Here is a 26,778-nt window from a genome sequence, read left to right as displayed (position 1 = left end):
ACGACGACGGGCCTCGGCCCGGAACCGACCGCTCCGCGCGCGACGGGACACGTGCGACCATTGCGGCGTGTCCGGCACGCCCGTGGAGGTGGTGATCCCGTGTCCGAGTCGATCCCCGGCGCGCACACCTTACTTCCCGGAGCCGATCCGTTCACATGGGACGGCGCGCGGGAGATCGGCGTCGTGCTCTGCCACGGCTTCACCAGCACGCCGCAGAGCATGCGGCCGTGGGGCGAGCACCTGCACGCCGCGGGATACACCGTCACCTGCCCGCTGCTGCCGGGCCACGGCACGCGGTGGCAGGAGCTCAACCGCACGCGCTGGACGGACTGGTACGGCGCCGTGGAGGACGCGCTGCTGCAGTTGCGCACGCGGTGCTCCGCGGTCGCCGTCGCGGGGCAGTCGATGGGCGGTGCCCTCGCCCTCCGGCTGGCCCAGCAGCACCCCGACGTCGCAGGAGTGCTCCTGGTGAACCCGTCGGTGGCCACGTGGCAGCGGGGGAACCGGCTGCTCCCCGTCGTCTCGCGCGTCGTACCGGCGCTGCGGGGGATCAGCGGGGACATCGCGAAACCGGGCGCGCACGAGATCGCCTACGACCGGCTGCCGCTGCGGGCGGCGAACAGCCTGCGCGGCCTGTGGCGGCAGGTGCGCGCGGATCTGCCCACCGTCCACCAGCCGGTGGTCGTGTACCGCTCGACGATCGACCACGTCGTGGAGCCGGCCAACGCCCGGATTGTGCTGAACGGCGTGGGCAGTCAGGATCGCAGCGAAGCCGTGCTGCCGAACAGCCACCACGTCGCCACCCTGGACCACGACGCACCGACGGTGTTCAGCGGTAGCGTCGAATTCCTGCACCGCATCCACCGCGACCGCGCCGAGGAATCCTCATGAGCACGCGCCAGAACGATCCCGACGGACCGGAAGACATCGACGCGGCGTTCGCGGAGATCGTCGCCGGGCTGGAAGACGACCCCCAGTTCGACCGCTGGTCCTCCCCACCGTCCGGGGACGCGAGCGGTGGGGACGCGAGCGGTGGGGACGCGAGCGGTGCGGAGGACTCCACCGCGGGGTCCGCGGACGCGCCGCCGAGCGCGGAGACCGCGTCTCCCGGTAGCGGGCCGCGCGACTGGACTCCCGCCGAGGACCCGGAGGACGAGCACTTCGTCCCGCCGGAGCCGCCCCCGCTGAAAGCTCCCAGCGGCGGCGCGATCGGCGGGGTCGCCGTCATCGCCTTCGGGGTGCTGATGCTGCTCGTGCCCGGGCTGGCCGGACTGGCCTCGCCGGTCACGATGCCGCTGGGGCTGGTGCTCGTCAGCGCCGGGATCGGCTGGCTGCTGTTCCGGCTGCGCCGCGGCCCCTCCGATCACGACGACGACGGCGCGCGGGTGTGAGGGCCACCCGGCTGCAGGCGCGGGGCCCCGCCGGGAACGGTCACCGGGAAGGTCGTGAGGGGAGGTCACGAGCAGGCGCGGGTGGTGGCCGGCTCCCCCAACCGGGACGGCTCCCCCCACCGGGACGGCGCGCGGGAGCGGGCGAGCGCGGCGGCGCCGATCAGCGCCGCCCGGTCGCCGCAGCGGGCCACCCGGAGGTCCGCCAGCGGCCGGTGCCCCGCACCGGTGACCACGTCGGCGTAGTGCTGGCGGGCGGTCTCCAGGAACAGCGGCGCCGAGTCCGAGACCCCGCCGGTGATCACCACGACCTCGGGGTCGTACACGTCGGCGACGAGGGCGAGCCCCTCGCCGAGCCAGCGCCCCAGCTCGTCCGCGGCGCGGCGCGCGGCCGGGTCGCCCGCCTCCGCCGCGCGCGCGACGGACACTCCGGTGAGCTCCTCCCCGGAGGCACCGCCCGCCGCGGGCACGCCGAGTTCGACCGCGGTGTCCACCAGCGCCGTGCCGCTGCAGTACCGCTCCCAGCAGCCCTGCTTGCCGCACGAGCACGGGCGGCCGTTCGGCACGAGGCGCAGGTGCCCGAACTCCGGGGCCACCCCGTGGGCCCCCCGGAAGAGCTCGCCGTCGACGACCAGCGCGCCGCCGATGCCCGTGCCCAGCGCGATGAGCACGCTCACCCGGGAGTCCGTGGCGGCCCCGAAGCGCTGTTCCGCCACGGCGGCCGCGTTCGCGTCGTGCTCGAGAACCACCGGCAGGCCCAGCCGCTCGTGCAACTCGTCGGCCACCGCCACCTGCCGCCAGGGCAGGTGCGGGGCGAAGCGCACGACGCGCTGGTCCGCGCTCACGAAACCCGCCACGGCGAGCCCCACGGCGGAGACCGGGTGCTCCGCGGCGAGCGCCCCCACCGTCTCCGCGAGGCCCGTGGTGAGCCCTTCGTGGGTGTCCGCGGTGGGCACGCGCCGCGTCGCGTGGATCGCGCCGTCCGCGTCGACGACGCTCGCGCGCAGGCTCGTGCCTCCGATGTCAACGCCGATGGTCAGCAACGGAACTCGTCCCCCCTCCGGGTGCCGAGCCCTCCGCCGCGGTGACCGGCCCGTCGACCCGTCGCACGGTGATCCGCTCGGCCTTGCTCGTGGGTTCCGCACCGGCGGGGTCCGCCCGGTGCGCATCGGCGGCCTCGGCGGTGGCCGCCTCGGTCGCGCTCGTCGCGCCCGCGTCCTCCGGGAACCGGGCGGCCACCGCGGTCCGCAGCGCGCGCAGCGCCTCGGCGAGCTGGGTCAGCAGCTCCGGGTGCCGCTGCCGCACCAGTCCCGCGAGCGCGCACAGCGGGCACCAGCTGCACTCCCCGGGGCGGTCGTGCCCGCCGTCGCCCTGCGCCTCCCGGGGGCCGGTCCAGGCGCCGAGGTCCTCGAGCAGCGCGCGCAGCTCGGCGGACAGCTGCTCCCCGCCCACGGGGCCACCGGAATGGACGCGCCCTCCGGAGGCCGTGTCGTGATCGTGCGGGGTGCCGGGATCGTGCGGGGTGCCGTGCGGGGCTTCGCCGCGCGGGTTCCCGCTCTCCGGACCGTGCGTCATGTTCTCACCGCATCCACAGGTTCGGGTCGGGGTGGAAGTCCACGACCAGCCCGTCGTCGCCGGCCACGGCCGCGCCGACCGTGCACCGGCGCAGCACCGAGGGCAGCGCGATCAGGCGGCGCCGCCCGTCGATCGTCACCGCCAGTTCGTCCCCGATCCGCGCGAGCTCCACCTCGGCCCGCGCGGGCAGCGGCAAGGGCAGGCACAGCGCGTAGCGGGCGTCGAGCCCGGTCCCCGAGCGCTCGACGCGCATCCCCGGTGCGCTCGCCTCGACGTGCAGCGGGTCGCCCGCCCAGACGGAGTCGGCGGTGTAGAGCTGCTCGCCGAGCTCGCCGAGCGGGTCGGCCCCCACTGGGCCGTCCGGGTGGTGCGGCACGGTCACCACGGGCACGTCGGTGCCGGCGCGCAGCTCGGCGACGACGCGCTCCTGCTCGCGGCGCCGCGCCCGCAGCCACGCCGCCGCTTCGCCGCGCGCGGAGCCCGGGTCGGGCACCACGCGGTTGACCAGCACCGCGTCCACGCGCAACCGGTGCAGCGCCAGCGCCGTGAGGGTGCGGCGGGTTTCGGCGGCGACGACGGGTTCGGCTGTGGCGACCACGCGCACGCCGGTGCCGGGCGCGGTGAGCATCCCGCGCAGCTCGGTGAGGCGCTCGGCGAGGCGGCCCACCGCGTCGGCCACCTCGTTCCAGCGCTGCACCTGGTCGCTGCCCGCGATGCCGGCGAGCACTCCGCGCACCGCCCGGCGGTGCTCGGGGAACAGGCGCGCCAAGTAGCCGTGCAGCGCTTCGGGCAGGCTGAGCAGGCGCAGCGTCTCGGCGGTCGGTCCGCAGTCGACGACGACCGCGTCCCACACGTCGCCCGCGGCGAACCGGTGCACTTCGGCGAGCGCGAGCAGGTCCTCCACACCGGGCAGCGCGCTCAGTTCGGCCGCCTCGATCTCGTCGACCCCGGCTCCCCGCAGCACGGTGCGCAGGTGGTGGCGCAGGTCCTCCCAGGACTCGTCCACCAGGCGGCGCCCGTCGATCTCCGCCGCCCAGACCGCGGCGCCGCTGCGCAGGGGAACTTCCGCGGGGTCCGCGGAGAGCTCGGTGCCGAGCGCGTCGCCGAGGGAGTGGGCCTGGTCGGTCGACACGACGAGGACTTTGCCGCCGTCGTCGGCCGCCTTCGCGGCGCTCGCGGCGGCCAGGGTGGTCTTGCCGACTCCCCCCTTGCCGGTGAACAGCAGGATTCGCAACGGCGGCCTTTCGTGGACGACTGCAGGATCACGCACGTCCCGGCCGGGACGGTCACGCGTCTTCGACGCGCCGCTTGAGCTCCTTCAGGGCCGTGTCCATGATCATCTTCTCGGCTTTGCGCTTGAACAGGCCGATCATGGGCACGGACAGGTCCACGGCGAGGCTGTAGGTCACCTCGGTGCGGTCGTCGTCGAGCGGTCGGAGCCGGTAGGTGCCGTGCTGCGCCTTCTGCACCTGGCCCTCGACGAGGGTCCAGCTCACCGACAGCCCGTCCGCGGCCCACTCGTAGGAGTTGACGTAGGTGTCGCGCACCACGCCCGCGTCCAGGACGAAGCGGACCTGCTCGGCGGCGCCGTCCCCGGTCCGGGACAGCACCTCGGTCTCCTTCACCGCCTCGGCCCACTCGGGATAGGCCGGGAAATCCGCGATGACCGCCATGATCCGCGACGCCGATGCCTCGATCACGATGGACTGGGTGGACTGATCGACCATAGTCGCAGGCTACCGGGTCGCGTCGTGCCGCCGGTCCGCGCCCGAGGTGTGTCCTGCGGCCGGTTCGGAGCTCGCGCCGGGAACCACCGCTCGGTCCCGGATCACCACTCGAGCACGTACGGCCGCTCGCTCTGCTTGAAGTGGCCGACGTTGACGCACTCGGTGCGGCCGACGCGCATGCGCTGCGCCAGCGGCTGGTGCACGTGGCCGAACAGCGACCACCGCGGGCTGTCGCCGCGGATGCGGTCGACGAGCGCGGACGAGCCGACCTCCAGCCGGCGGGCGTAGACGTCGTAGGTGAGCTCCGGCAGCGCGGGCGGGACGTGGGTGCACAGCACGTCGGTCTCCGGCAACTGCGCCAGCGCCGCGTCGTACTCCTCCCGGGGGCGGATGTAGGGCACCCAGGCGGCGTGGCGCCGCAGCGTCGCCCCGGGCGGCAGCACGGTGCCACCCACGAACCCGAAGCGCAGCCCGCCGATCACGGCGCTGTCGCCGTCGAGCACGTGCACCCCCTCGCCCGCGAACTCGGGCCACAGGCGGGGCGCGTCCACGTTGCCCGGCGTGGCGTACGTGGGCGCCGGCAGCGCGGCGAACAGCTCGCCGTACTGCTCGCGGACCGCTTCGTCGACGACGCGGGCGGGGTCGGACAGGCTCTCCCACAGCGAGCGCGCGTAGGCGCCGAGCTCGGAGCCGCGCCGGTTGCGCCGCAGTTCGGCGAAGCGCGCCACCTTCTCCGGGCCGAAGATCCGGCCGAGGATCCCCCCGCGGTGGTCGTGGTAGTCCACGAAGTCGATGAGATCGCCGAGCACGACGAGGACGTCCGCCCCGTCCCCGGCCCTCTTGAGCGCCTCGACGTTGCCGTGCACGTCGGACACGACGTGGACCCGCACCGCACAAACCCCTTCCGGACTCCTCGCGTACCGTGCGGTCCACCGTATCCGTCCCGGAGCCGTCGACCGAGCCAGCGACCCGGAACGGCGGCATCCGCGCAGTGATCGTCACGGTGCGAACAGGCGGGACTACCCTGAAGGCGGGTTCCGCGGCGGGCGGCGCCTCGACGACGGGACGGAACCCGCCCAACTCTCCGGGCCCAACTCGCCGGGGGCGCCAGTCCTCCGGGGGCGGTGTCACTCCGAGCGACATCGCTCGTTCGGTTGTTGACCAGTGGAGGCAAATCTGGGACTACCGCTGAGTAACTATCAGCGTTAGGTTTGTGCGCACGACGGCGTGTTTTCGGAGGTTTCGAGGTGCGAGAGTTCAACGCCCCCGCCACGGTCACAGTGGCCGATGACGAGAACCTCACCGGGATGGTGTGGGACAACGCGGAGCAGCACGGCGACAACGTGAGCTTCCGTCGCCAGGTCGACGGCACGTGGATCGACGTCACCGCCGCCGAGTTCGCCGAGCAGGTCCTCGCCGTCGCCAAGGGGTTCATCGCCGCCGGGCTGAACCCGGGGGACCGCATCGGGCTGATGGCCCGGACCCGGTACGAGTGGAGCCTGTTCGACTTCGCCATCTGGACCAGCGGGTGCGTCACCGTCCCCATCTACGAGACCTCGGCCGCCGACCAGGCCGAGTGGATCATGAGCGACTCCGGGGCGCGCGCGGTGGTCGTGGAAAGCCAGCAGCACCGCGCCGAACTCGCCAGCGTGTGGGACTCGCTGCCCGAGGCCGCCCACCTGTGGCAGATCGACCCCGGTGAGGGCGGCTCCGGCGCCGTCGCCGAGCTCACCGCCCTCGGCGCCGACATCGCCGACGAGGACGTGCACCAGCGCCGCCGCGCCGTGGCAGCGGACGACCCGGCCACGCTGATCTACACCTCCGGCACCACCGGCCGCCCCAAGGGGTGCGTGCTCACGCACCGCAACCTGCTGGCCGAGATCCGCGCGGACTCCACGGCGTTCCCGCAGCTGATGCAGCCGGGCAACTCGATGCTGATGTTCCTGCCCATGGCGCACGTGCTCGCCCGCGCGATCACGATCACCTGCGTGTACACGCGGATCACCCTCGGCCACACCGGCGACATCAAGAACCTCGTCGAGGACCTCGGATCCTTCCGCCCCACCTTCGTGCTGGCGGTTCCGCGGGTGTTCGAGAAGGTCTACAACTCCGCCAAGCAGAAGGCGCACTCCGAGGGCAAGGGGCGCGTGTTCGACACCGCCGAGGCCACCGCCGTCGAGTACAGCAAGGCCAAGGTGCAGGGGCGCATCGGCCTGGGCCTGCGCCTCAAGCACGCCGTCTTCGACAAGCTCGTCTACACCAAGCTCCGCGCGGCCCTCGGCGGCAACTGCATCGCCGCCGTCTCCGGCGGAGCTCCGCTCGGGGAGCGCCTCACCCACTTCTTCCACGGCGTCGGCGTTCCGGTGCTCGAGGGCTACGGGCTCACCGAGACCACGGCCGCGGCCACGGTCAACGTCGAAGACGCCTACCGCATCGGCAGCGTCGGCCGGCCGATCCCCGGCACGTCGGTGCGCATCGCCGAGGACGGCGAGGTGCTCATCAAGGGCGACATCGTCTTCGACCGCTACTGGAACAACTCCGCCGCCACCGCGGAGTCCCTCGAGGACGGCTGGTTCCACACCGGCGACCTCGGCAGCCTCGACGAGGACGGCTTCCTGCACATCACCGGCCGCAAGAAGGAGATCATCGTGACCGCGGGCGGCAAGAACGTCGCCCCCACCACGCTGGAGGACCGGATGCGGGCGCACCCGCTGATCAGCCAGTGCATGGTCGTCGGTGACCAGCGGCCGTTCATCGGCGCGCTCATCACGCTCGACCCCGAGTTCCTGCCCACCTGGCTGACCAACCACGGCCGCTCCGCGGACACGCCCGCCGAGCAGATCGCCGAGGACCCGGATCTGCGGGTCGAGGTGCAGAAGGCCGTCGACGACGCCAACCAGCTCGTCTCGCACGCCGAGCAGATCAAGCAGTTCCGCATCCTCCCGCAGGACTTCACCGAGTCCACCGGGGAGCTCACGCCGAGCTTGAAGGTCAAGCGCGGCAAGGTCGCCGAGAACCGCGCAACCGAGATCGAAGCCCTGTACTCCTGAGCTGCTGGGCTCCTGAGCTGCGCTGCGCGCGACTGCGGGCCGCCTCCTCGGAGGAGGCGGCCCGCAGTGCGTTCCGCGCCCCGCCCCACCGGAGTCGGCCCCGATCGGGACCGACCGGTGTGCCGGGCGGGATCAGCCCGCGATGCGCCGCATCTCCGTCACCGGGCCGATGTCGTCGTAGTCGTCGACCTTGACCACGTCGCCCTGGGTGGGCGCGTGCACGGCCTTGCCGTTGCCGATGTACATGGACACGTGGCTGACCGGGCTGTAGTAGAAGATGAGGTCGCCCGGCTTGAGCTCGCTGGAGCTGACGCTCTCGCCGTCGGAGATCTGCGTCTTCGTCGAACCCCCGATGCTCACTCCGGCCTGCTCGTAGGCCCAGTAGGTCAGGCCCGAGCAGTCGAAGCTGTCCGGCCCCTTCGCGCCCCAGACGTAGGGCGAACCCTGCTTGCCGAGCGCGGCGTTGACGGCCGTCACCGCCGCACCGGAGCCGGCGACCGCACCCACGTCCGTGGAGCCATCGGTGACCAGCGACTCCTGCTCCTGCTGGCTGAGCTCGTCGTAGCGCTGCTGGACCTCGGCGACGCGCTGCTCCATCTCGGCGCGCTTGCGCTCCATGTCCTGGGCGATCCGCGCGGCCTCGCGTTCGGCCTTCGCCGCGCGGTCCCGCGCCTGCTGCGAGCGCGTCTCGGCCTTCTCCGCGCGGTCGGTCGCCGCGGCGAGCCTGTGGATGACCTCATTGTTGTCCTGGGCGAGCACGTCCAGAGTGGCGGCCCGGTCCAGGAAATCGTTCGGGGACTCGCTGGCCAGCAGCGCGGAGAGCTTGTTCAGCCGCGCACCCTGGTAGGACGCGCTCGTGAGCTCGTCGACCCTGCCGCGGAACCGCTGCTCCTCGGTCCGCGCCTGGTCGGCGACCCGCTCGGCCCGCGCCGCCTCGGCACTGGCCCGGTCGAGCTCCTCCTCCTTCGCTCGGTGATCGTCCGCCGCCTTCTTCGCCTCTTCGGTGACCTGCTCGGTCTTGTGCGACAGCTCGCGGACTTCGCGGGCGGCGTCCGTCGCATTGTCGGGAAGGGGCGGATCCGCCAGCGCGGGCGCTGAACTCATCCCCACGGCGGTGACCACCGCCGTCGCTGCGAGAGCACCCCGCATGGAACGCTTCGATCGGTGCGACGCCACGTCGCGCACTGCTCCTTCGCTCTCCTCGAACCACTGCGCGGGCGCGGACGAGGGCACGTCCTCGCCCGACCGGATCGGCGCACCTGCCCGGGACCGTCCGGTCCGGCTCCCCGACCAGCCGGTTCAGCGGCGACGCGCGGGCCGTCCCAGGTGGACGACGATCGCCGCGCGGTCTCGCGCAAGGTTACGAAAAGTGAACGTAGGCGTCCATACGTGGGGCGCAAAATGTGGGCACACCGGCACAGTTTCACAAAAAGAGCAGATCTGAACACTGATCGTGATGAAGCATCCGGGAAAACCGCTGATGCGGTGACAGTGCCGCGGCTTGCTCCCACCCGCCGCCACGCAGGGCGAGGAGCACGTCGCACGCGCCACCCCACCCGGTGATCCCGCTGCGCGCGGGGCCGCTCAGATGCGCCCGATGTGCTCCAGCAGAGCCGTCGAGGACACCACGTAGGAGCGGTGCCCCACGACCGAGTCGACGATCTCGCGATCCGAGGTGGCCACCACCACCTGACGCCCCCACGGCTCCGCCGCGACGACCTCCCTGATCACGTCATCGGCCTGCACACCGGGGTCGCTGAACAGCACGCGCACCCCGCGCGGCGCGGCCGTCGGCACCGCGAGGACATCGGCCCCGTCGAAGACCGCCGTCACCTCCGCGCCCGTGCGCGCAGCAAGCGCCGCCAGCTGGTGCGTCAGCCGTTCGCGCTGATCGGCCAGCGGAAGCTCGGGATAGCCCGTCTTGGTCACGTTGTAGCCGTCCACGACCAGGTGCACCTCGGGCAACCGCAGGATGCGGTCGAGCATCGGCCCTTCGGACAGCGCCATCGAACCGCCGGCGGTGCGGTGGGTGCGCTCCACCAGGTCCGCCGGGCGCGGCCCCGTGCCACCCGGCGCCAACTCCCGCCGCAGCCCCGCGGTCACACCGTCCAACGTGTCCAGCAGCAGAGCGAGCCGCATCTCGTCGCCCTGGCGCGCCTCCCGCGCGGACTGGCGCGCCACCTCGGTCTCGGCGGCGGCGTGCTCGGCGCGCCGGCGCTGCTCCTGCTCGCGCGAGCGCGCGCGTTCCACTTCGGCGTGCAGCCGCTCCTGCTCGTCCTGCTGCTCCTGCCGGAGCTGCTCGAGCTCCTGCCGCGCACGCGCCGCGTCGTCCTTCGCCTCCTTGAGCCGCACCCCCTGCTCGCGCAGGCGCTTGCGCATGCGCTGCGCCTCACCCCCGTCGTTCTTGGCCCGCTCGGCCTCCTGCCGCGCCCGATCGAGCTCGGCACGCAGCTCGTGGGCCTCCGTCTCCAGGCGTTCGCAGCGGCGGCGTTCGGTGTCCAGCTCGTGCCGCAGCCGCCCCTGCTCGGTGCGGAAGGAGACGAGCTCGACGCAGCGGTCCGCCGCCGGGGAATCGCGCAGCAGCCCCGCTGCCGCGGCCACGACCGGATCGGGGTCCTCGAGGCTCACCGCCTCCGGGCGGTTCCGGCGGCACCACTCCACCACGGCGGCGCGGAACACCGCGGAATCGCGCAGACCCGCCAGCAGCGCCTCCTCGCCGAGACGCGCGCGTTTGGCCGGGGCGAAGCGCATCACCGGCCGCAGCGGGACGGGCACGTCCGCCGGACGCATCGCGTCCAGGGCAGCGGCGGCGAGCTCGGCGAGCCGACGGCGGATCGGTGTGGGCGCCGCCGACCAGTCGACATCCGCACCTGCGGCCCGCCCCTCCGCGGAGGCGGACTCGTCCGGAGCGGGCGCCTCGTCCGCTGCACCTCCCCCCGGGCCGCCGTCCTCCGGGCCGCCGTCCTCCGGGCCGCCCGCTGAACTGCTGCCCCGTGCGCTCGAGCCTTCCACTCCCACAGGCTAAACCGTCCCCGCGCACCTCATGAGGACCGCCACCAGCCCTTCCGCTGCCCCTGCCGCGCCCCGGGAACGTCGGAGCCCCGCAGTACCGTGTCCACCGATGCCCACCCGTCCTCCCGCCCCGACCCAGCTGCGGATCGACGACCCCGCTGACGCGGACACCCCGCTGCACGCGACCACGTTCGTCGTCGTCGACCTGGAAACGACCGGAGCCGACCGCGAGGACGACCGCATCACCGAGATCGGCGCGGTGAAGACCCGGGGCGGCCGCACCCTCGGCGAGTTCAGCACGCTCGTCGACCCGGAACGCCCGATCCCTCCTGCGGTCACCTCCATCACCGGCATCACCGACGCGCTCGTCGCGGACGCTCCGCGCATCGACACCGCGCTGCCCGCCTTCCTCGAGTTCTGCCGCGGCTGCGTGCTCGTCGCGCACAACGCACCATTCGACGTCGGCTTCCTGAAAGCCCAGTGCGCGCGGCTGAACATCACCTGGCCGAAACCCGTGTCGATCTGCACCCTCCGGCTCTCCCGGCGCGCCCTCCTGCGCGAGGAGGCCCCGAACCACAAGCTGGCCACCCTGGCACGCGTGCTGCGCGCGGAGAACCAGCCGAGCCACCGCGCCCTCGACGACGCCCGCACCACCGTCGACGTGCTGCACGCCCTGCTCGAACGCGTCGGCACGCGCGGGGTGGGCACGCTGGAGGAGCTGCGCTCGTTCCTGCCCTCAGTCACCCCGCAGCAGCGGCGGCAGCGCACGCTCGCCGACGAGCTGCCGCACGCCCCCGGCGTGTACCTGTTCCGCGGCCCCAACGACGAGGTGCTCTACATCGGCACCGCGAGCGACCTGAAAAAACGCGTGCGGCAGTACTTCACCGCAGCCGAACGTCGCTCCCGCGTCCGGGAGATGGTCGGGCTCGCCCACCGCGTCGAACACGTCCGCTGCGCCCACCCGCTGGAAGCGGAAGTGCGCGAACTCCGGCTGCTGGCCGCGCACCAGCCCCGCTACAACCGCCGCTCGCGGTTCCCGGAGCGGGCCTGGTGGGTGGTGCTCACCGAGGAGCCGTTCCCGCGGTTGTCCGTGGTGCGCAAACCCCGCGCGGAGGCGCTCGGCCCCTTCTCCTCGCGCGGTCGCGCGCAGGAGGCCGCCGACACGCTGCACGACGGCACGATGCTGCGACGCTGCACCCAGCGCATCCCGCGCACCCCGACGGGCTCGCCGTGCGCGCTGCACGAGCTCGGCCGCTGCCGCGCTCCGTGCGCCGGGTTGCAGAGCACCGCTGACTACGGGGCCGACGTCGCGGCGGTGCGCGCACTCATGCGCGGTACCGGCGACGCGCCGCTGCACCGGCTGCACGACGAACTCCTCCGCCTCGGCCAGGAGCAGCGCTTCGAGGACGCCGCCGCGCACCGCGACCGGATGGCCGCGCTCATCCGCGCACTCGACCAGGGACACCGGCACGCGAACCTGTGCGCCGTCCCGGAACTCGTCGCCGCCCACCCCGACGGCACGGGCGGCTGGCAGCTCGCCGTCGTCCGCCACGGGCTGCTCGCCGCCGCCGGACACGCGCGGCGCGGTGTGCCGCCGATGCCCGTCGTCGATCAACTGCAGGCGGCGGCGCAGACCGTGCGGCCCGAAACCGGCCCGCTCCGCGGCGCCCCCGCCGACGAGGTGCGCATCGTCCACCGGTGGCTCATCGCGGACGGGACCCGGCTGGTGCGCTGCGCGGTGCCGTGGAGCGAACCGGTGCGCGCCGCGGGAACCTGGCGGCACTGGGCCGAGCGGGCCGACGCCGGCCGCACGCCCTACGGCGCGGCCGACTGAGCGCTTCCGGAGCACGGCTTCCTCAGGCGACCATGTCGAACACAGCGTTGATCTTGCTCGGGGTCAACCGCACCACGAGCTCACCGGGAACCCCGTTGCGCCGCCCGAACTCCTCCGCGCGCTCGTCGCCGACGTAGCGGCGGGCGATCTCCGTCGCGGTGCGCAGCAGCTCCGCCGGGTCCTCCGACGTGCGCACCCGCCCCTGCACCTGCACGAACGCGTACGGCCACCGCGCGTCGTCCACGCACAGGGTCACGCGCGGATCCCGGGCGATCGACCTCCCCTTGGCCGTGTCCGCGCCGGTGTTGAACACGAGCTCGGAGCCGTCCACGAGGAACCACACCGGGGCGACGAGAGGACGTCCGTCGGAGGCGGTGAATCCGAGCATCGCCGTCCGGGTCCCGGCGCCGAGGAACTCCCGCACCTGCTCGTCCTGGAGAGAAGGCATGGCACCACGGTAGGTCGGCGCTCGCGCGGACGGTCCCGCCGACACGCCCACCGCACCCGGACGAACCGCGCAGCACCGTCCGACCGCGCGCAGCGAGGCCCGGCCCCTTCCGGGGACCGGGCCTCGCTGCTGACCGGCCTCGCTGCTGACCGGGCGGCCTCGCGCGTGCGAGGGCCCTTACTCGTGCGAGCTCGACGAGCCCCGGGAGGTCACCTCGCGCTCGGTGCCTTCTGCGCGCTCGGCGCCTTCGGGCTGCTCGTGCTGCTCCGCGTGCGCGCGCTCCAGCGCTTCGGTCTCCTCCGGCGGGTCCGGCCGCAGCAGACTGCCCGGCCGCGGCTTGCCCGCGGCGCCGAGCTTGTTCATGCGCTTGGGCACCGGAGCGCCCTGGTACGGCAGCGGCTCGGGGTGACCGTGCTCGTCGGTCGGCCCCAGCGGCTGGTGCACCTCGATGAACTCGCCGTGCGGCAGCCGCTTGATGATGCCGGTCTCGATGCCGTGCTCGAGGACCTCGCGGTCGGACCGCTGCAGGCCCAGGCAGATCCGGTAGGTGACGTAGTAGGCGATCGGGGGCACGATGAGCACCCCGATGCGGCCGGCCCACGTCGTCGCGTTCAACGAGATGTCCAGCTGGAACGCGATGATGTCGTTGATACCGGACAGCAGCAGCAGGACGAAGAACGAGACCGCCATCGCGCCCAGGCTCGTCCGCACCGGAGCATCGCGCGGGCGCTGCAGCAGGTTGTGGTGCGCGTCGTCCTTGGTCAGCTTCCGCTCGAGGGCCGGGTAGGCCGCGGCGACCCCGAAGATCAGCCCCATGAACAGCGCGGTCGGGAAGAACGCCGCCGGGATGGTGAACGGACCGAGGTAGACCTCCCAGGCGGGCCACAACCGGCTCGAGCCCTCCGTCCAGAGGATGTACCAGTCGGGCTGGGAAGCGGCCGAGACCTGCGAGGCGAGGTACGGCCCGAGGTTCCACACGCCGTTGATCTGGAAGACGCCGGCCATGATGGCGCAGACACCGGTCACGATCGCGAAGAAACCGCCGGCCTTGACCGCGAACACCGGCATGATCCGCACGCCGACCACGTTGCTCTCGGTCCGCCGCACGCCCGGGAACTGGGTGTGCTTCTGGTACCACACCAGCGCCAGGTGCACCGCGATCAGCAGCAGGATGATGCCGGGCAGCACGAACACGTGTATCAGGTAGAACCGCGGGACGAACTCGGTTCCGGGGAACTCCGAGCCGAAGAGGATCCAGTGCATCCAGGTACCGACCACCGGCACCGACATCGTGATGCCCGAGGCGATCCGGACACCGGTGCCGGAGAGCAGGTCGTCCGGCAGCGAGTAGCCGGTGAAGCCCTCGAACATGCTGGTGATGAACAGCAGGATGCCGATGATCCAGTTCGTCTCGCGCGGGCGGCGGAACGCTCCGGTGAAGAAGATCCGGAACATGTGCACCACCATCGACGCGAGGAACAGCAGCGCCGCCCAGTGGTGCAGCTGCCGCGCGAAGAGCCCGCCGCGCACCTCGAAGGAGATGTCCAACGTGCTCTCGAACGCCCGGGACATCTCCACGCCGCGCAGGTTCGTGAACACGCCCTGGTACTCCACTTCGGCCATCGACGGGTCGAAGAAGAACGCCAGGTAGGTGCCCGTGATCAGCAGCAGGATGAAGGTGTAGAGGGCGATCTCGCCGAGCAGGAACGACCAGTGGTTCGGAAAGACCTTGTTGAGCTGCCTGCGCATACCGGGCGCGAGCTGGAACCGGCTGTCCAGCTCGTCGGAGGCCTGGGCGGCTTTCCGGTAGGCAGCGCTCTCCGGCTTCGTGGGCGTGGTGATCGAACTCATGAATTGCGCTCCCAATATGCCGGACCCACGGGCTCGGTGAAGTCGCCCCGCGCCACGAAGTACCCGTCCTCGTCGACCGTGATCGGCAACTGCGGCAGCGCGCGCGTCGCCGGTCCGAACACGGGCTTGGCGTAGGTGTGCACCACGTCGAACTGCGACTGGTGGCACGGGCACAGCAGGCGCCCGGACTGCTGCTCGAACAACGAGGTCGGGCAGCCCAGGTGGGTGCAGATCTTCGAGTAGGCGTAGTAGTCGCCGTAGTTGAAGTCCTCGTGGCCCTTGCGCTTGACCGGTGCCGACCCGGGGCGCAGCCGGATCAGCATGACCGGCGCGTCACCCTTGTGCATCGCCTCGGCGAGCTCTTCCTCGTTGTGCCGCATCGACTCGCGGAACGGGAAGACCGTCTCGAAACCGCCCGCGTCGATGTCCTCGGGGCGGACCAGCGAGATCTCGTGCGAATCACCGGTGTCGCGCCGCAGGTAGGTCTTCTCGCCGTGCGGCGAGGCCCAGCCGGTGTGCTCCAGCGTGCCGGCCGCTTCCCCGCTCCACGGGTTGCGGACGAGACCGCCGAGGGCGTAGACGCCGGCGCCGATGCCGAAGGCGCCGACGCCGAAGCCGGCGGAGCGCTTGATCATCGACCGGCGGGCGATCCCGCTGCGGCTGCCGGCGTCGGCGAGCAGCGCCGCGGTGGTCTGCCGGTCCGTCTCGCTGGAAGCGTGGCCGTCGTGCCGCTGCTGCACCGCCGTCTCGTGCGGGATGAACTTCTTCTGGTACAGCACCACGCCGATGCCGACCGCCAGGATCGACAGCCCGAGGAAGAAGCCGATCAGCGGGTTGTACATCGAGTAGATGAAGTGCCCGCGCTCGTCCTCCAGCGGATTGACGTACTCCCACGGCCAGAACAGGAACACCGCGATGAACGCCAGGGCGGACAGGCCCGCGATGGAGAACCACAGCGCGACCCACCGCTCGGCCCGCCGTTCGGCGCGGGTCCCCTGCACCGGCCAGGGGTCCGGGTAGTCCACGAGCTCGACGTCGTCGAGCGCCAAACCGAGCCGCACCTTCTCGTCGCGGCTCATCTCGGCCAGCTCGGCCTCGGTGTATTCCCTCTTCTGCTCACTCATGCCCTGGCTCCGATCCACAGGGTGATGCCGATCAGCGCGCCGAGGCCGACGACCCACGCCACGATCATCTCCGGGCCGGGGCCGTAGCCGCCGAGGCTGTTACCACCCGGGTTGTTCGGGCCGTTGGTGACCGACTTCACGTAGGCGATGATGTCCTGCTTCTCCTCCGGGGTCAGCTGCCGGTCGGAGAACTTCGGCATGTTCTGCGGACCGGTCTTCATCGCCTCGTAGATCTCGCGTTCGCTGGCCTCGTCGAGGCTCGGGGCGTACTTGCCTTCGGACATGGCGATGCCCCGGCCCGTGAAGTTGTGACACGACGCGCAGTTCAACCGGAACAGCTCGCCACCGCGGGCGGGGTCGTCACCGCGCAGGGCCTCGCCGCTCTCCTCCGGGGACTTCGGTCCGCCGCCGTGCCGCTGCACGTAGGCGGCGATGGCGTCGATCTCCTCCGGCGAGAACTTCGGCGGCTTGCGGCTGGCCTGCGCTTCCTGGCGCACCATCGGCATCCGGCCGGTGGCCACCTGGAAGTGCACGGCGGCCTCGCCGACCCCGACGAGGCTCGGGCCGCGGTCCTCGACACCTTCCAGGTTCGAGCCGTGGCACGTGATGCACGCGTTGTTGTAGAGCTGCTCCCCCTCGCGCACCAGAGCCGGCTCCGCCTGGGCATGGGCGGTCTCCGGCTCGGGAGTCACGACGGTGTAGAGCCCACCGGCGCCCACCAGGGCGATGCCCAACGCCAGTACACCGGAAAGCCGCCGCCGGAGCTTTGAGCCCGTGCGGTTCCGTTTCTTCTTGGTGGTCATGAGTGCGGCAACCCTTGCTGTCCGGTTCGGGTGGTTCGAGTACTTCCGCTGCCTACGGCACGAGGTAGATCACGGCGAACAGGCCGATCCACACGATGTCGACGAAGTGCCAGTAGTACGACACCACGATCGCGGAGATCGCCTGGGCCGGCGTGAACTTGCTGAGCTTCGTCCGGATGATCAGGAAGACGAACGCGAGCAAACCACCGATCACGTGGAGACCGTGGAAGCCGGTCGTCATGTAGAAGACCGTGCCGTAGGCCGACGAGGCGATCGTCGTGTGGTGCTCCGCGATCAGCGTGTAGTACTCACCGGCCTGGCCGAGCACGAAGATCGTTCCCATGATCAACGTGATCACGTACCAGCGGCGAAGGCCGTAGACGTCGCCGCGCTCCGCCGCGAACACACCCCACTGGCAGGTCAGCGACGACGCCACCAGGATGATCGTGAACGGGAGGGCGTAGGCGAGGTTCAGTTCCGCGGGCGGTGGGGGCCACTCGCCCTCGTTCTGCGCCTTCACCGTGAAGAACATGGCGAAGAGCCCAGCGAAGAACATCAACTCGCTCGCCAGCCACACGATGGTCCCGACGCTGACCATGTTCGGCCGGTTCAGCGAGTGCACGCGTTGACTGATTGAGGGCGCTGCCGTTGTCACGCGACGCATTATGTCTTGCACGTTTTCCGCGCGCGCTCTCGGGTCCACCCAGTGGCCGCAGCGTGATCGGGCAGCACCGTCGAGGTGACGCACGGTGCACACGGCCGCGCACGAACCCCTTGCCTGCGCAACACCGGGCGCCATGACGATCACCGCACGTGACGGCGGCGGGGGCGCGCACCACCGCCGCGGACATCCGGGGGCTCCGACCGGGTGCGCGCCCCGCCGCTGCGCCGGCCGATCCCGCCCGGAGTGTGATCTTTTGCGGATGTGATCTGCGCCGCCGCTATGATCTGGACAACCGGTCGGCTACTGTCGGTACGCAGCCGGCCACTCCCGACCCGCGTGGTGCCGAGCAGAGCGTCGAGCAGAGGAGCGCCCGATGAGCACCCCGACCACCGTTGTCGTGTTCAGCCACCGTCCCGAGGTCCGCGAGGCGATCATCTCGGCGATCGGCCGCCGCCCCGCTCCCGACCTGGCGCGCCTGACCTACGTGGAGGCCTCGGGCGTGGCCGACGTGGTCGCCGAGGCCGACGCCGGGCGGGCGGACCTGCTCGTCCTCGACGGGGAGGCGCAGCCCACCGGCGGCATGGGGGTGGCGCGCCAGTTGAAGAACGAGCTGACCCGCTGCCCCCCGATGCTGGTCACGGTGCGGCGCAGGGACGACCGCTGGCTGGCCACGTGGTCGCAGGCGGACGCCGTGCTGGTGCACCCGCTCGACCCGCTGTCGGCGGCGGAGACGGTCGCCGACGTGCTCCGCGGGCACACCGCCGCGGCCCGCACCTGACGGCACCGCGGCGAGCAGGACGGGGCTCCGCCCGCGGGCAGCACACCGCGGCAGCTGCAGGATCGGGCTCCGCCCGGACGCTGCGCCCCTACCGCTGCCAGCCCGCGGGCAGCCGCGATCGGTCACCCGCCCGTCCCGGCCGGGGCGTGTTCCCGCAGGTCCGCGGGCGCGAGCGCGCCCGCCGGGCAGCAGTGCTCCCGCCGCGTTCCGGTACCGTTCGGGTATACGCGACCCCGGAAGGAAGCGACGGCTGTGGCGACGATGGCGGGAAGTTGGGCGGAGCTGCTGAACAGCCTGGTCTCGGGCCGTGATCTGTCCGTCGAGGACACCGCCTGGGCGATGGACCTGATCATGTCCGGGGAGGCCTCACCGGAGCGGATCGCCGCCTTCGCCGTCGCGCTGCGCGCCAAGGGGGAGACGGCAGCGGAGATCCGCGGGATGGCCGATGCGATGCTCGACCACGCCCGCCCCCTGCCGATCGAGCGGGAAGCGGTCGACATCGTCGGCACCGGCGGCGACCGCAGCGGCAGCGTGAACATCTCCACCATGGCCGCGCTCGTCGCCTCCGCGACGGGAACACCGGTGGTCAAGCACGGCAACCGCGCCGCCTCCTCCAGCTGCGGCACCGCCGACGTGCTGGAAGAGCTCGGGGTGGACATCGAGCTGCCGCCGGAGGCCGTCCGGCGGTGCATCGACGAGCTGGGGATCGGCTTCTGCTTCGCACCCGTGTTCCACCCGGCGATGAAGCACGCGGCCGGCCCCCGCCGGGAGCTCGGCATCCCGACCGCGTTCAACGCGCTCGGACCGCTGACCAATCCCGCACGTCCCTCCGCCGGGCTGATCGGGTGCGCGGACGTTCGGCTCGCTCCCGTGCTGGCGGACGTGTTCGCCGCGCGGAACAACTCGGTGCTGCTCGTGCGCGGCGACGACGGCATGGACGAGATCACCACCACCGCCCCCAGCACGATCTGGGTGGTCCGCGACGCCGCCGTGCGGCAGCACCGCCTCGATCCGCGCGAGCTGGACGTGCCGCTGACCGGATCGGAGCAGCTCCGCGGTGGTACCCCCGCGGTGAACGCGGAATCGGTCCGCGCGCTCCTCGCGGGCCGCACGGGCTCCGTGCGCGACGCGGTGCTGCTCAACGCCGCCGGGGCCGTGGTGGCCCGCGAAGGCCCGGGCGAGGACCTGCACGCCCAGCTGCGCGCGGCCCTGGAACGAGCAGCAGCCGCGGTCGACTCGGGAGCCGCGGGGGAACTGCTGGAGCGCTGGGTGGCGCGCACGGCGCAGCTGCGCGCGGAGCAGGGGCAGCGCAGCTCGCCCTGACCGCCCCCGACGCTTCCGAGCCGCTCCCCGCACGCGCGGGAAGGCCCGACCCGGGCGTGGCGGGACCTGCACTCACCTGGCGCGACCAGGCCGGCGCCCCGCTACGACCCGCCCCGGCAGCGGTGCGGAGCGCTCACCCCTCCTCCATGCCGAGGGAGAACGTCGCCTCGGTGTCGCGGCGGGAGTACGAGCGGAACGCGATGTGCGTCGTCGTGTACCGCACGCCCGGGACCTTGTTGATCCGCCCGGGGACGATCTCGGCCAGGTCCTCGTGCTGCGGGACCCGCAGGAGCGCGATGAGGTCCACGTCCCCCGCGCAGGAGTAGACCTCGTTGACCGCGTCCAGGTCCGCGATGGCCTCCGCGGCCTCGCTCACCTGGTCCGCTGCCGTGTGAATCAGCACGATCGCGGTGATCATGGCAACCCTCCTGTCTCGTCCGCCGCACGGGGCTCTCGTCCGCCGCGCGAGCGTGTCACCTCGCGCGCGGCGGTGCGGGTGGTCCGCACCCATGGTCCGCGTCCCATACGAACGCGCGGTCCCGAACCCCCGGTTCGGGACCGCGCGCCATCGGAGCAGACGTCAGTCGTGGCTCGGGCCGGCGTGGTACTCGAAGACGAGCCCCGCGACCGTGATCAGCACGAACGCCGTGGCGAACACGATCATCCACACGTGGAAGAACGCGATGGCCACACCGACGAACGCGCAGGACAGACCCAGCGCGAAGGGCCAGTAGCTGCCCGGGCTGAAAAAGCCCAGCTCGCCGGAGCCGTCGCTGATCTCGGCTTCGGGGTCGTCCTCGGGACGCGCCGCGATGCGCCGGGCGACGAACTGGAAGTAGGTCCCGATGAGCAGCGCCAAGCAGCCCACCAGGATCAACGCCACGGTCCCGACCGGTTCCCTCGACCAGAAGCCGTAGACGATCGCCGACAGGAAGAAGAAAGCCGTGATGTAGTTGAAGATCTTCGCTTCGACCTTCATGGAGTCCTCGCTCTCACGCCGTCCGCCCTACCGGGCGCCCTCGATAGCCGTTCAGCTCGCCGCGCCGGAAGCGCTCGCCTCGTTGAACGGGACACCGGTGGTCGCCTGCGGACTGCACAGCTCACCGCAGTTCATCTCATCCAGCGCTTCCGCAGCGGTGTAGGGCTCGTCGGTCTGCGGGTTGACCCGGGTCCGCAGCTGCATGTACTGGTCGAACTTGTCCGGCGACAGCGCGCGGACCTCGAAGTTCATCATCGCGTGGTACGTGCCGCACAGCTCGGCACAGCGACCGACGAAGGCGCCTTCCCGGTCGATGGTGTTCTGGAAGACGTTGTCCTGGTTGTTCTTCTCCGGGTGCGGGAAGGTGTCCCGCTTGAAGTGGAACTCCGGAACGAAGAACGAGTGGATGACGTCGGTGGACCGCAGGCGGTACTCGATGTTCTGCCCCGTCGGCAGCACCAGCAGCGGGATCTCGTCACTGCTGCCCACGGTGCGCACCGGCTCGCCGTTCGGGGTCCGGTAGCCCGGGTACTCGAACTCCCAGTTCCACTGGAAGCTGGTCACGTTCACCGTCTGGTCCGGTTCCTGCTCCTCGGCCAGGACGTAGTTCTGGTTGACCGCGGTGAAGTAGAACAGCACCACGATGGCCACGAACGGGAGCGCGGTGTAGATCATCTCCAGCGGGACGTTGTACTGGAACTGGCGCGGCAGCTCCTCGTCCGTGCTCTTCTTCCGGTGGAAGGCCACCGACCAGAAGATCAAGCCCCAGACGATCACGCCCACCGCGAGTGCCGCGATCACCGACCAGGTCCACAACTGGCGCATCGCCTCGGCCTGCGGGGTGACTGCCTGGGGCCAACCGAACCGCAGGACCTCGTCGGTCGTGCAGCCCGTTGCCGCGACACCTACCAGGCCGATCAGCCCAGCGACCTTGACCAGCCGTGGCACTCGGGTCCCCTCCTTCAGGCCCACTGCGCGACGCCTCCTCAGTGTGAAACTCACCGGTGCAGCCGTGACCGCCCCGCTCGGGCGGGCCGATCGCCGCCGGAATTCTGCGCCAGAGCGTAGCCCAGGTGTAGTCGCCATACTGCTTCGGGGGCCGCCACGCGCGGACGCTTTTCGTCTCCGAAGTCCCCGACGTCGGATCCCCTTCGGGGGATTCTGCGGCGCTGCCCAGCGCCCTTGGGCGCGCACGCACGCGCCGGCGCGGGAGGCGCCTGCGCGCGGGCGCAGGAGGAAACGCGCGCGCACCGCGCTGATCGAGACCGAGATCACTCCTGCGGGTGAGCGCTTCCCGCGCACGGGGACCCCGTCGGTCGGCTCGCCGGTTCCGGAGCGGGCATACTGGCGTGCAGGACGCGCGCCGGGTGGGGGTTCGGCGCACACCCGTCCCGACTCGAGCAAGCTGAACGACACCGCCGACACGAGAGGTGCGCAGACGCGTGTGCGGCCTACTTGGACTGATCTGCCCCAGCGAGCAACACGCTCGGAGCGCGACCGACGCCGTGGCCAGGGCCCTGCCCTGCCAGCGCCACCGGGGACCCGACGAGAGCGACACGTGGCAGGGCGGCGAAGCCGTCTTCGGGTTCAACCGGTTGTCGATCATCGACCTGGAACACTCCCACCAGCCCCTGCACTGGGGCCCGCCGGAGAACCCCGGCCGCTACACGATCCTGTTCAACGGTGAGATCTACAACTACCTCGAGCTGCGGTCCGAGCTCGGCGAGCAGCACGGCGCGCAGTTCAACACCGACGGCGACACCGAGGTCGTCGTGGCCGGCTACCACTACCTCGGCTCCGCGGCGCTGGAGCGCCTGCGCGGGATGTTCGCCTTCCTGATCTGGGACAACGAGCGCCGCGAGATCTTCGGCGCACGGGACCCGTTCGGGATCAAGCCGCTGTTCTACGCCGCCGGTCCGGGCGGGGCGGCCTTCGCCAGCGAGAAGAAGAGCCTGCTGACGCTGACCGGCGCGCTGGGGCTCGACCAGAGCGTGGACCACCGCGCGTTCCAGCACTACCTGCTGCTGCAGTACGTGCCCGAACCGGAGTCGCTGCACCGCTCCGTCCGCCGCATCGAGTCGGGCACCTCCTTCACCGTCACCCCTGGTGGCGAGGTGCGCACGGAGCGCTACTTCCACCCGGCGTTCCAGGCGCGCACCATCAACAGCGAGGTCGAGGAGCGCCGGCTGCACGACGAGATCGTCGACGTGATGCGCGATTCCGTGTCCAAGCACATGCGCGCGGACGTGACCGTCGGCGCCTTCCTCTCCGGCGGGATCGATTCCACCGCGATCGCCGCGCTGGCCAAGGAGCACAACCCGAACCTCGTCACGTTCACCACCGGGTTCGAGCGGCAGGGATACTCCGAAGTGGACGTCGCCGCCGAGTCCGCCGCGGCGATCGGGGTCAAGCACGTGGTGCGCACGGTCTCGGCCGAGGAGATGATGCGCACGCTGCCGCTGATCGTGTGGTACCTGGACGACCCGGTCGCCGATCCGGCGCTGGTGCCGCTGTGGTTCATCGCGAACGAGGCGCGCCAGCACGTGAAGGTCGTGCTCTCCGGGGAGGGCGCGGACGAGCTCTTCGGCGGTTACTCGATCTACCGGGAACCGCTGTCGCTGGCCCCGTTCGAGCGGGTGCCGGGAACGTTGCGCAAGGCGATGGGCAAGGTCTCCACGGCCATTCCGGAGGGCGTGCGCGGCAAGGACCTGCTGCGGCGCGGATCGCTGAACCTGGAGGACCGCTACTACGGCAACGCGCGGATCTTCCGCGACGACCAGCTGCGCGGGCTGATGCGTGCCTTCGACCCGGGGGTGGCCCACCAGGACGTCACCCGCGAGCCCTACCGGCGTTCGGAGGGCTGGGACCCGGTGACCCGCATGCAGCACGTCGACCTGTTCACCTGGCTGCGCGGCGACATCCTGGTCAAGGCCGACAAGATCACCATGTCGAACTCGTTGGAGCTGCGCGTTCCGTTCCTGGACAACGAGGTGTTCCGCGTCGCGCGCACCATCCCGCTGGAGCAGAAGGTCACCAACGAGACGACGAAGTACGCGCTGCGGCAGGCACTGAGCAAGGTCGTCCCGTCGCACGTGCTCAACCGGCGCAAGCTCGGCTTCCCGGTGCCGATCCGGCACTGGCTCAAGGACGAGATGCACGACTGGGCCCGCGACATCGTCCAGCAGTCGCAGACCGACCACCTGCTCGACCGCACGGCCGTGCTGAGCCTGCTGGAGGAGCACCGGTCCGGCGTGCTCGACCACAGCCGCCGGTTGTGGGCGCTGCTGGTGTTCATGATCTGGCACGGGATCTTCGTGGAGGGGCGGATCCGCCCGGCGATCCCGGAGCCGCAGTACCCGGTCCGCCTCTGAGGCGCACCACTCCGGCAGCACCGCCCGGCCCCGCAGCACCCGACCCCGCAGCACCTGAGGCGGTTCGGGACAGCACCGGAGGCGGTGCTGCCGGAGTGTTCCGAACAACTGCTCCGGCCGGGGGGCGTGCGGTACGTTCACGCAGGTGAACGCCGTTTCGCTGGACTCCGACCCCGTCGTGCTCGACGACCCCGTCGTGCTCGACGGCGGGTTGGCCACGGAGCTGGAAACCCGGGGGCACGATCTGCGCGACCCCCTCTGGTCGGCGCGGCTGCTGGCCGACGCCCCCGATGAGATCCACGCCGCCCACCGGGCCTTCTTCGCGGCCGGTGCGCGGGTCGCCACCACCGCCAGTTACCAGGCGAGCTTCGACGGCTTCGCCGAGCGGGGCGTGGGCCGCCGCCAGACGCGTGCCCTGCTGCACCGCAGCGTCGAGCTGGCCGCGAAGGCGGCGGAGGCGGTGGCCGAGCCGTGCTGGGTGGCCGCCTCGGTCGGTCCGTACGGCGCCGTCCTCGCCGACGGATCCGAGTACCGGGGCCGCTACGGACTGACCGTGCGCCAGCTCCGGGACTTCCACCGCCCCCGGGTGGAAGCGCTCGCGGAAGCCGGACCGGATCTGCTCGCGCTGGAGACCGTTCCCGACGTGGACGAGGCCGAGGCGCTGCTCGACGCGGTCGCCGACATCGGCCTGCCGGTGTGGTTGTCCTTCAGCATCGCGGGCGAGCGCACGCGGGCCGGTCAGCCGCTGCACGACGCCTTCTCCGTGGCACGGGGCAACGACACCGTGCTGGCCGCGGGGGTGAACTGCTCGAGCCCTGCCGACGTGACCGGTGCCGTGGCCCTGGCGCACCGAGTCAGCGGCAAACCCGTCATCGCCTACCCCAACAGCGGCGAGGGCTGGGACGCGATGCGCGGGCAGTGGACCGGCCCCGCGCGGTGGGACCCCTCGACGGCCCGGGACTGGTGCGCGGAGGGCGCCCGCCTCATCGGTGGTTGCTGCCGGGTCGGCACCGCCGAGATCGCCGCGCTCAGCCGGGTGCTGCACCCCGGCACGAGCGGCGCGTGGGGTGATCCACACTGAGTGGGCCGAGGACGCGACCCGCGGAGGTCCCCATGACCGAGTCCGAGTTCACCGCCTCCGAGGTGTTCGACGCCGACTACCTCTACTTCTACGAACCGGAGCTGTCGGCGCAGCGCAGCGACCGTGAGGCGGTACTGGTGGAACGGCTGCTGCACATCGACCGCGGCACTCGGGTGCTCGACCTGGCCTGCGGGCACGGGCGCTTGGCGAACCGGATCGCGGAGCGCGGCGCGCACGTGACGGGAGTGGACACCGCGGAGGAGTTCCTCGACCTGGCCCGCGGGGACGCGGCCGAGCGCGGTGTTACCACCGCCTACGTCCGGGGCGACATGCGCAGCCTGCCCTTCCAGCAGGGGTTCGACGCCGTGCTCAGCTGGTTCACCTCGTTCGGCTACTTCTCCGACGAGGAGAACCGCCGCGTCCTCGACGAAGTGGCCCGGGTGCTGCGCCCCGGCGGGCGCTTCGCGCTGGAGCTGATGAACCCGCTCGGCATGATGGGTGCGTTCAGCACGTCCGTGGTGCGCGAGCGCGACGGGGACCTGCTCGTCGACCAGCCGCGGCTCGACCCGCTGACGCAGCAGATCCGCACCGAGAGGACCGTCGTCCGCGACGGCCGGGCGCGGCGCACCGCGTTCACCGTGCGCCTGCTCGGCTTCCCCGAGCTGCGGGACTGGCTGACGGGCGCCGGCTTCCGCGAGGTCCACGGCTGCGGCCCGGACGGTGCAGCGCTGACGGAGCACCACGCGCGCATGGTCGTCGTCGCCGTCCGCTGACCGCGGTTCCAGCCGGCGGCGGGGCCGCGTCAGCACCCGCCCGGGGCTGCAGATCCCACCGGGCCGGCCCTCGTCCGATCGGCGCTGCGGTGACCGCGCGCACGGACCGCTCACCCGCGTCCGCGGGACGTCCGCGCCTGAGGAGAATGGACCTCATGCGGGAGATTCCCATTCGCGACGAGGAGATCCGGTTGGGTCAGCTGCTCAAGCTCGCCGGACTGGTCGAGCACGGCGGCGAGGCGAAGGTGGTGATCGGTGACGGGCTCGTCGCGGTCAACGGGGAGACGGAGACCCGGCGCGGCCGCCCGCTGCGGATCGGCGACGAGGTCACCGTGCACGGCGAGACGGTGCGAGTCGCCGCGGGCTCGTGAGGAGAGGCCCGGCACGTCGGACCACAGGTACGCCCAGGGCCACGAGGTACCAGGCCCCGAGATGCGTCGAGGGCCGGTGACCGGCACCGGCCCTCGTGCTCGGGGAACCGACCTCGTCAGTGGAACGAGTCACCGCAGGCGCAGGAACCGCCCGCGTTGGGGTTGTCGATCGTGAAGCCCTGCTTCTCGATGCTGTCCACGAAGTCGATCACCGCACCCTGCAGGTACGGGGTGCTCATCCGGTCGACGACGACGCCGAGGCCGGCGAAGTCCACGCGCGCGTCCCCGTCCAGCGAGCGCTCGTCGAAGAACAGCTGGTACCGCAGGCCGGCACAACCACCGGGCTGGACCGCGATGCGCAGGTGCATGTCGTCGCGACCCTCTTGCTCCAACAGCGCCTTGGCCTTCTGGGCGGCCGAGTCGGTCAGCGTAACCCCGTGCGCCGGCGCCTCCGTCATGGTGTCCTGGGCGGTCATGGACTCTCCCTAGCGGTCTCGTTCAATCCGAATCCGGCGGCTGCTGCAACCATATCGCCGATCCGGATATTCCCGGGCCCATGGTGACACAGATGCCCGGGCCGCGGCTGCGGTGAACCTGCTGAATCACCCGCAGCAGACCGGCCGCGG

General features: G+C 71.7%; 26 protein-coding genes. 10 read left to right on the top strand and 16 right to left on the bottom strand.

The features are described from left to right. Window positions 1–99 precede the first annotated feature (99 nt). Together ACVGV0_RS06665 and ACVGV0_RS06660 are read left to right on the top strand one after the other, a co-directional pair. Window positions 100–891 (top strand): alpha/beta hydrolase, encoded by a 792-nt coding sequence (locus ACVGV0_RS06665; RefSeq protein WP_459158984.1) that lies wholly within the window; start codon window positions 100–102, stop codon window positions 889–891. Then, the gene (locus tag ACVGV0_RS06660) at window positions 888–1,391 is read left to right on the top strand and encodes a DUF308 domain-containing protein (RefSeq protein ID WP_459158983.1); all 504 of its coding nucleotides are present in this window, start codon (window positions 888–890) and stop codon (window positions 1,389–1,391) included. Before ACVGV0_RS06665 ends, ACVGV0_RS06660 begins: the two co-directional genes overlap by 4 nt. Before the next feature lie 65 nt (window positions 1,392–1,456). Here the strand turns inward: ACVGV0_RS06660 and ACVGV0_RS06655 are convergent, their stop codons facing one another. The 5 genes from ACVGV0_RS06655 to ACVGV0_RS06635 all read right to left on the bottom strand — a co-directional run bounded on the left by ACVGV0_RS06655 (window position 1,457) and on the right by ACVGV0_RS06635 (window position 5,580). Continuing rightward, the gene (locus ACVGV0_RS06655; protein ID WP_459158982.1) at window positions 1,457–2,431 is read right to left on the bottom strand and encodes an ROK family protein; all 975 of its coding nucleotides are present in this window, start codon (window positions 2,429–2,431) and stop codon (window positions 1,457–1,459) included. Then, a complete protein-coding gene (locus tag ACVGV0_RS06650; protein WP_459158981.1) occupies window positions 2,412–2,963 on the bottom strand; it encodes a hypothetical protein in 552 nt (183 codons plus the stop codon). The genes ACVGV0_RS06655 and ACVGV0_RS06650 overlap by 20 nt, the downstream gene beginning before the upstream one ends. A gap of 4 nt (window positions 2,964–2,967) precedes the next feature. Then, window positions 2,968–4,197: an ArsA family ATPase gene (locus tag ACVGV0_RS06645; protein WP_459158980.1), complete on the bottom strand. Its 1,230-nt coding sequence runs from the start codon at window positions 4,195–4,197 to the stop codon at window positions 2,968–2,970. Between the two features lie 52 nt (window positions 4,198–4,249). Further along, window positions 4,250–4,690, bottom strand: a complete 441-nt coding sequence (locus ACVGV0_RS06640) for an SRPBCC family protein (protein WP_459158979.1) — start codon at window positions 4,688–4,690, stop codon at window positions 4,250–4,252. 101 nt (window positions 4,691–4,791) lie between these two features. Next, window positions 4,792–5,580 carry a metallophosphoesterase family protein gene (locus tag ACVGV0_RS06635; protein ID WP_459158978.1) on the bottom strand — a complete coding sequence of 263 codons (789 nt, stop codon included), beginning with the start codon at window positions 5,578–5,580 and terminating at the stop codon, window positions 4,792–4,794. Between the two features lie 357 nt (window positions 5,581–5,937). Between ACVGV0_RS06635 and ACVGV0_RS06630 the strand changes: the two genes are divergently transcribed. Beyond that, window positions 5,938–7,740: an AMP-dependent synthetase/ligase gene (locus tag ACVGV0_RS06630; protein ID WP_459158977.1), complete on the top strand. Its 1,803-nt coding sequence runs from the start codon at window positions 5,938–5,940 to the stop codon at window positions 7,738–7,740. A gap of 132 nt (window positions 7,741–7,872) precedes the next feature. Here ACVGV0_RS06630 and ACVGV0_RS06625 read toward each other — a convergent pair whose 3' ends face one another. Then, on the bottom strand, window positions 7,873–8,844 hold the full coding sequence (locus ACVGV0_RS06625; protein ID WP_459158976.1) for a C40 family peptidase: 972 nt from the start codon (window positions 8,842–8,844) through the stop codon (window positions 7,873–7,875). Window positions 8,845–9,324: 480 nt separating this feature from the next. Then, entirely contained in the window at window positions 9,325–10,752 is a 1,428-nt protein-coding gene (locus ACVGV0_RS06620) for an NYN domain-containing protein (RefSeq protein WP_459158975.1), read from the bottom strand. 109 nt (window positions 10,753–10,861) lie between these two features. On the opposite strand from ACVGV0_RS06620, the gene ACVGV0_RS06615 reads away from it, so the two are divergent. Then, entirely contained in the window at window positions 10,862–12,586 is a 1,725-nt protein-coding gene (locus tag ACVGV0_RS06615) for a DEDD exonuclease domain-containing protein (protein ID WP_459158974.1), read from the top strand. Between the two features lie 22 nt (window positions 12,587–12,608). On the opposite strand, the gene ACVGV0_RS06610 is transcribed toward ACVGV0_RS06615, so the two are convergent. The 5 genes from ACVGV0_RS06610 to ctaE form a co-directional block, all read right to left on the bottom strand. Beyond that, window positions 12,609–13,034, bottom strand: a complete 426-nt coding sequence (locus ACVGV0_RS06610) for a PPOX class F420-dependent oxidoreductase (RefSeq protein WP_459158973.1) — start codon at window positions 13,032–13,034, stop codon at window positions 12,609–12,611. Window positions 13,035–13,211: 177 nt separating this feature from the next. Continuing rightward, window positions 13,212–14,885, bottom strand: a complete 1,674-nt coding sequence (qcrB, locus tag ACVGV0_RS06605; protein ID WP_459158972.1) for a cytochrome bc1 complex cytochrome b subunit — start codon at window positions 14,883–14,885, stop codon at window positions 13,212–13,214. Beyond that, entirely contained in the window at window positions 14,882–16,009 is a 1,128-nt protein-coding gene (gene qcrA / locus ACVGV0_RS06600; protein ID WP_459158971.1) for a cytochrome bc1 complex Rieske iron-sulfur subunit, read from the bottom strand. The genes qcrB and qcrA overlap by 4 nt, the downstream gene beginning before the upstream one ends. Then, window positions 16,006–16,812 carry a cytochrome bc1 complex diheme cytochrome c subunit gene (qcrC, locus tag ACVGV0_RS06595; RefSeq protein WP_459158970.1) on the bottom strand — a complete coding sequence of 269 codons (807 nt, stop codon included), beginning with the start codon at window positions 16,810–16,812 and terminating at the stop codon, window positions 16,006–16,008. The genes qcrA and qcrC overlap by 4 nt, the downstream gene beginning before the upstream one ends. A 52-nt stretch (window positions 16,813–16,864) precedes the next feature. Then, window positions 16,865–17,476: an aa3-type cytochrome oxidase subunit III gene (ctaE, locus tag ACVGV0_RS06590; RefSeq protein WP_459158969.1), complete on the bottom strand. Its 612-nt coding sequence runs from the start codon at window positions 17,474–17,476 to the stop codon at window positions 16,865–16,867. Between the two features lie 373 nt (window positions 17,477–17,849). Here ctaE and ACVGV0_RS06585 point away from each other — a divergent pair, with 373 nt between their 5' ends. Next, entirely contained in the window at window positions 17,850–18,254 is a 405-nt protein-coding gene (locus ACVGV0_RS06585) for a hypothetical protein (RefSeq protein WP_459158968.1), read from the top strand. Window positions 18,255–18,515: 261 nt separating this feature from the next. Then, the gene (gene trpD, locus ACVGV0_RS06580; RefSeq protein WP_459158967.1) at window positions 18,516–19,577 is read left to right on the top strand and encodes an anthranilate phosphoribosyltransferase; all 1,062 of its coding nucleotides are present in this window, start codon (window positions 18,516–18,518) and stop codon (window positions 19,575–19,577) included. A 133-nt stretch (window positions 19,578–19,710) separates the two neighbouring features. Here trpD and ACVGV0_RS06575 read toward each other — a convergent pair whose 3' ends face one another. The 3 genes from ACVGV0_RS06575 to ctaC all read right to left on the bottom strand — a co-directional run bounded on the left by ACVGV0_RS06575 (window position 19,711) and on the right by ctaC (window position 21,528). Continuing rightward, a complete protein-coding gene (locus ACVGV0_RS06575) occupies window positions 19,711–19,995 on the bottom strand; it encodes an Lrp/AsnC family transcriptional regulator (RefSeq protein ID WP_459158966.1) in 285 nt (94 codons plus the stop codon). Between the two features lie 162 nt (window positions 19,996–20,157). Further along, entirely contained in the window at window positions 20,158–20,556 is a 399-nt protein-coding gene (locus tag ACVGV0_RS06570) for a cytochrome c oxidase subunit 4 (RefSeq protein ID WP_459158965.1), read from the bottom strand. 51 nt (window positions 20,557–20,607) lie between these two features. After that, window positions 20,608–21,528, bottom strand: coding sequence for an aa3-type cytochrome oxidase subunit II (gene ctaC, locus ACVGV0_RS06565; protein ID WP_459158964.1), 921 nt, complete (start codon window positions 21,526–21,528; stop codon window positions 20,608–20,610). A 470-nt stretch (window positions 21,529–21,998) separates the two neighbouring features. Between ctaC and asnB the strand changes: the two genes are divergently transcribed. The 4 genes from asnB (at window position 21,999) to ACVGV0_RS06545 (ending at window position 26,152) form a co-directional block, all read left to right on the top strand. Further along, window positions 21,999–23,927 carry an asparagine synthase (glutamine-hydrolyzing) gene (gene asnB, locus ACVGV0_RS06560; RefSeq protein WP_459158963.1) on the top strand — a complete coding sequence of 643 codons (1,929 nt, stop codon included), beginning with the start codon at window positions 21,999–22,001 and terminating at the stop codon, window positions 23,925–23,927. Window positions 23,928–24,072: 145 nt separating this feature from the next. Beyond that, window positions 24,073–25,008: a homocysteine S-methyltransferase gene (gene mmuM / locus ACVGV0_RS06555; protein ID WP_459158962.1), complete on the top strand. Its 936-nt coding sequence runs from the start codon at window positions 24,073–24,075 to the stop codon at window positions 25,006–25,008. Window positions 25,009–25,040: 32 nt separating this feature from the next. Further along, window positions 25,041–25,781, top strand: coding sequence for a class I SAM-dependent methyltransferase (locus tag ACVGV0_RS06550; protein WP_459158961.1), 741 nt, complete (start codon window positions 25,041–25,043; stop codon window positions 25,779–25,781). Window positions 25,782–25,936: 155 nt separating this feature from the next. Further along, window positions 25,937–26,152 carry an RNA-binding S4 domain-containing protein gene (locus tag ACVGV0_RS06545; protein ID WP_459158960.1) on the top strand — a complete coding sequence of 72 codons (216 nt, stop codon included), beginning with the start codon at window positions 25,937–25,939 and terminating at the stop codon, window positions 26,150–26,152. A 116-nt stretch (window positions 26,153–26,268) separates the two neighbouring features. Here the strand turns inward: ACVGV0_RS06545 and ACVGV0_RS06540 are convergent, their stop codons facing one another. Then, window positions 26,269–26,628 carry a HesB/IscA family protein gene (locus ACVGV0_RS06540; protein ID WP_459158959.1) on the bottom strand — a complete coding sequence of 120 codons (360 nt, stop codon included), beginning with the start codon at window positions 26,626–26,628 and terminating at the stop codon, window positions 26,269–26,271. Window positions 26,629–26,778 lie beyond the last annotated feature (150 nt).

It is taken from the genome of Salinifilum ghardaiensis (genome assembly GCF_054491345.1).
The sequence above is the reverse complement of the archived record's forward strand: the minus strand, read 5'-3'. Positions and strand labels throughout refer to the sequence as shown.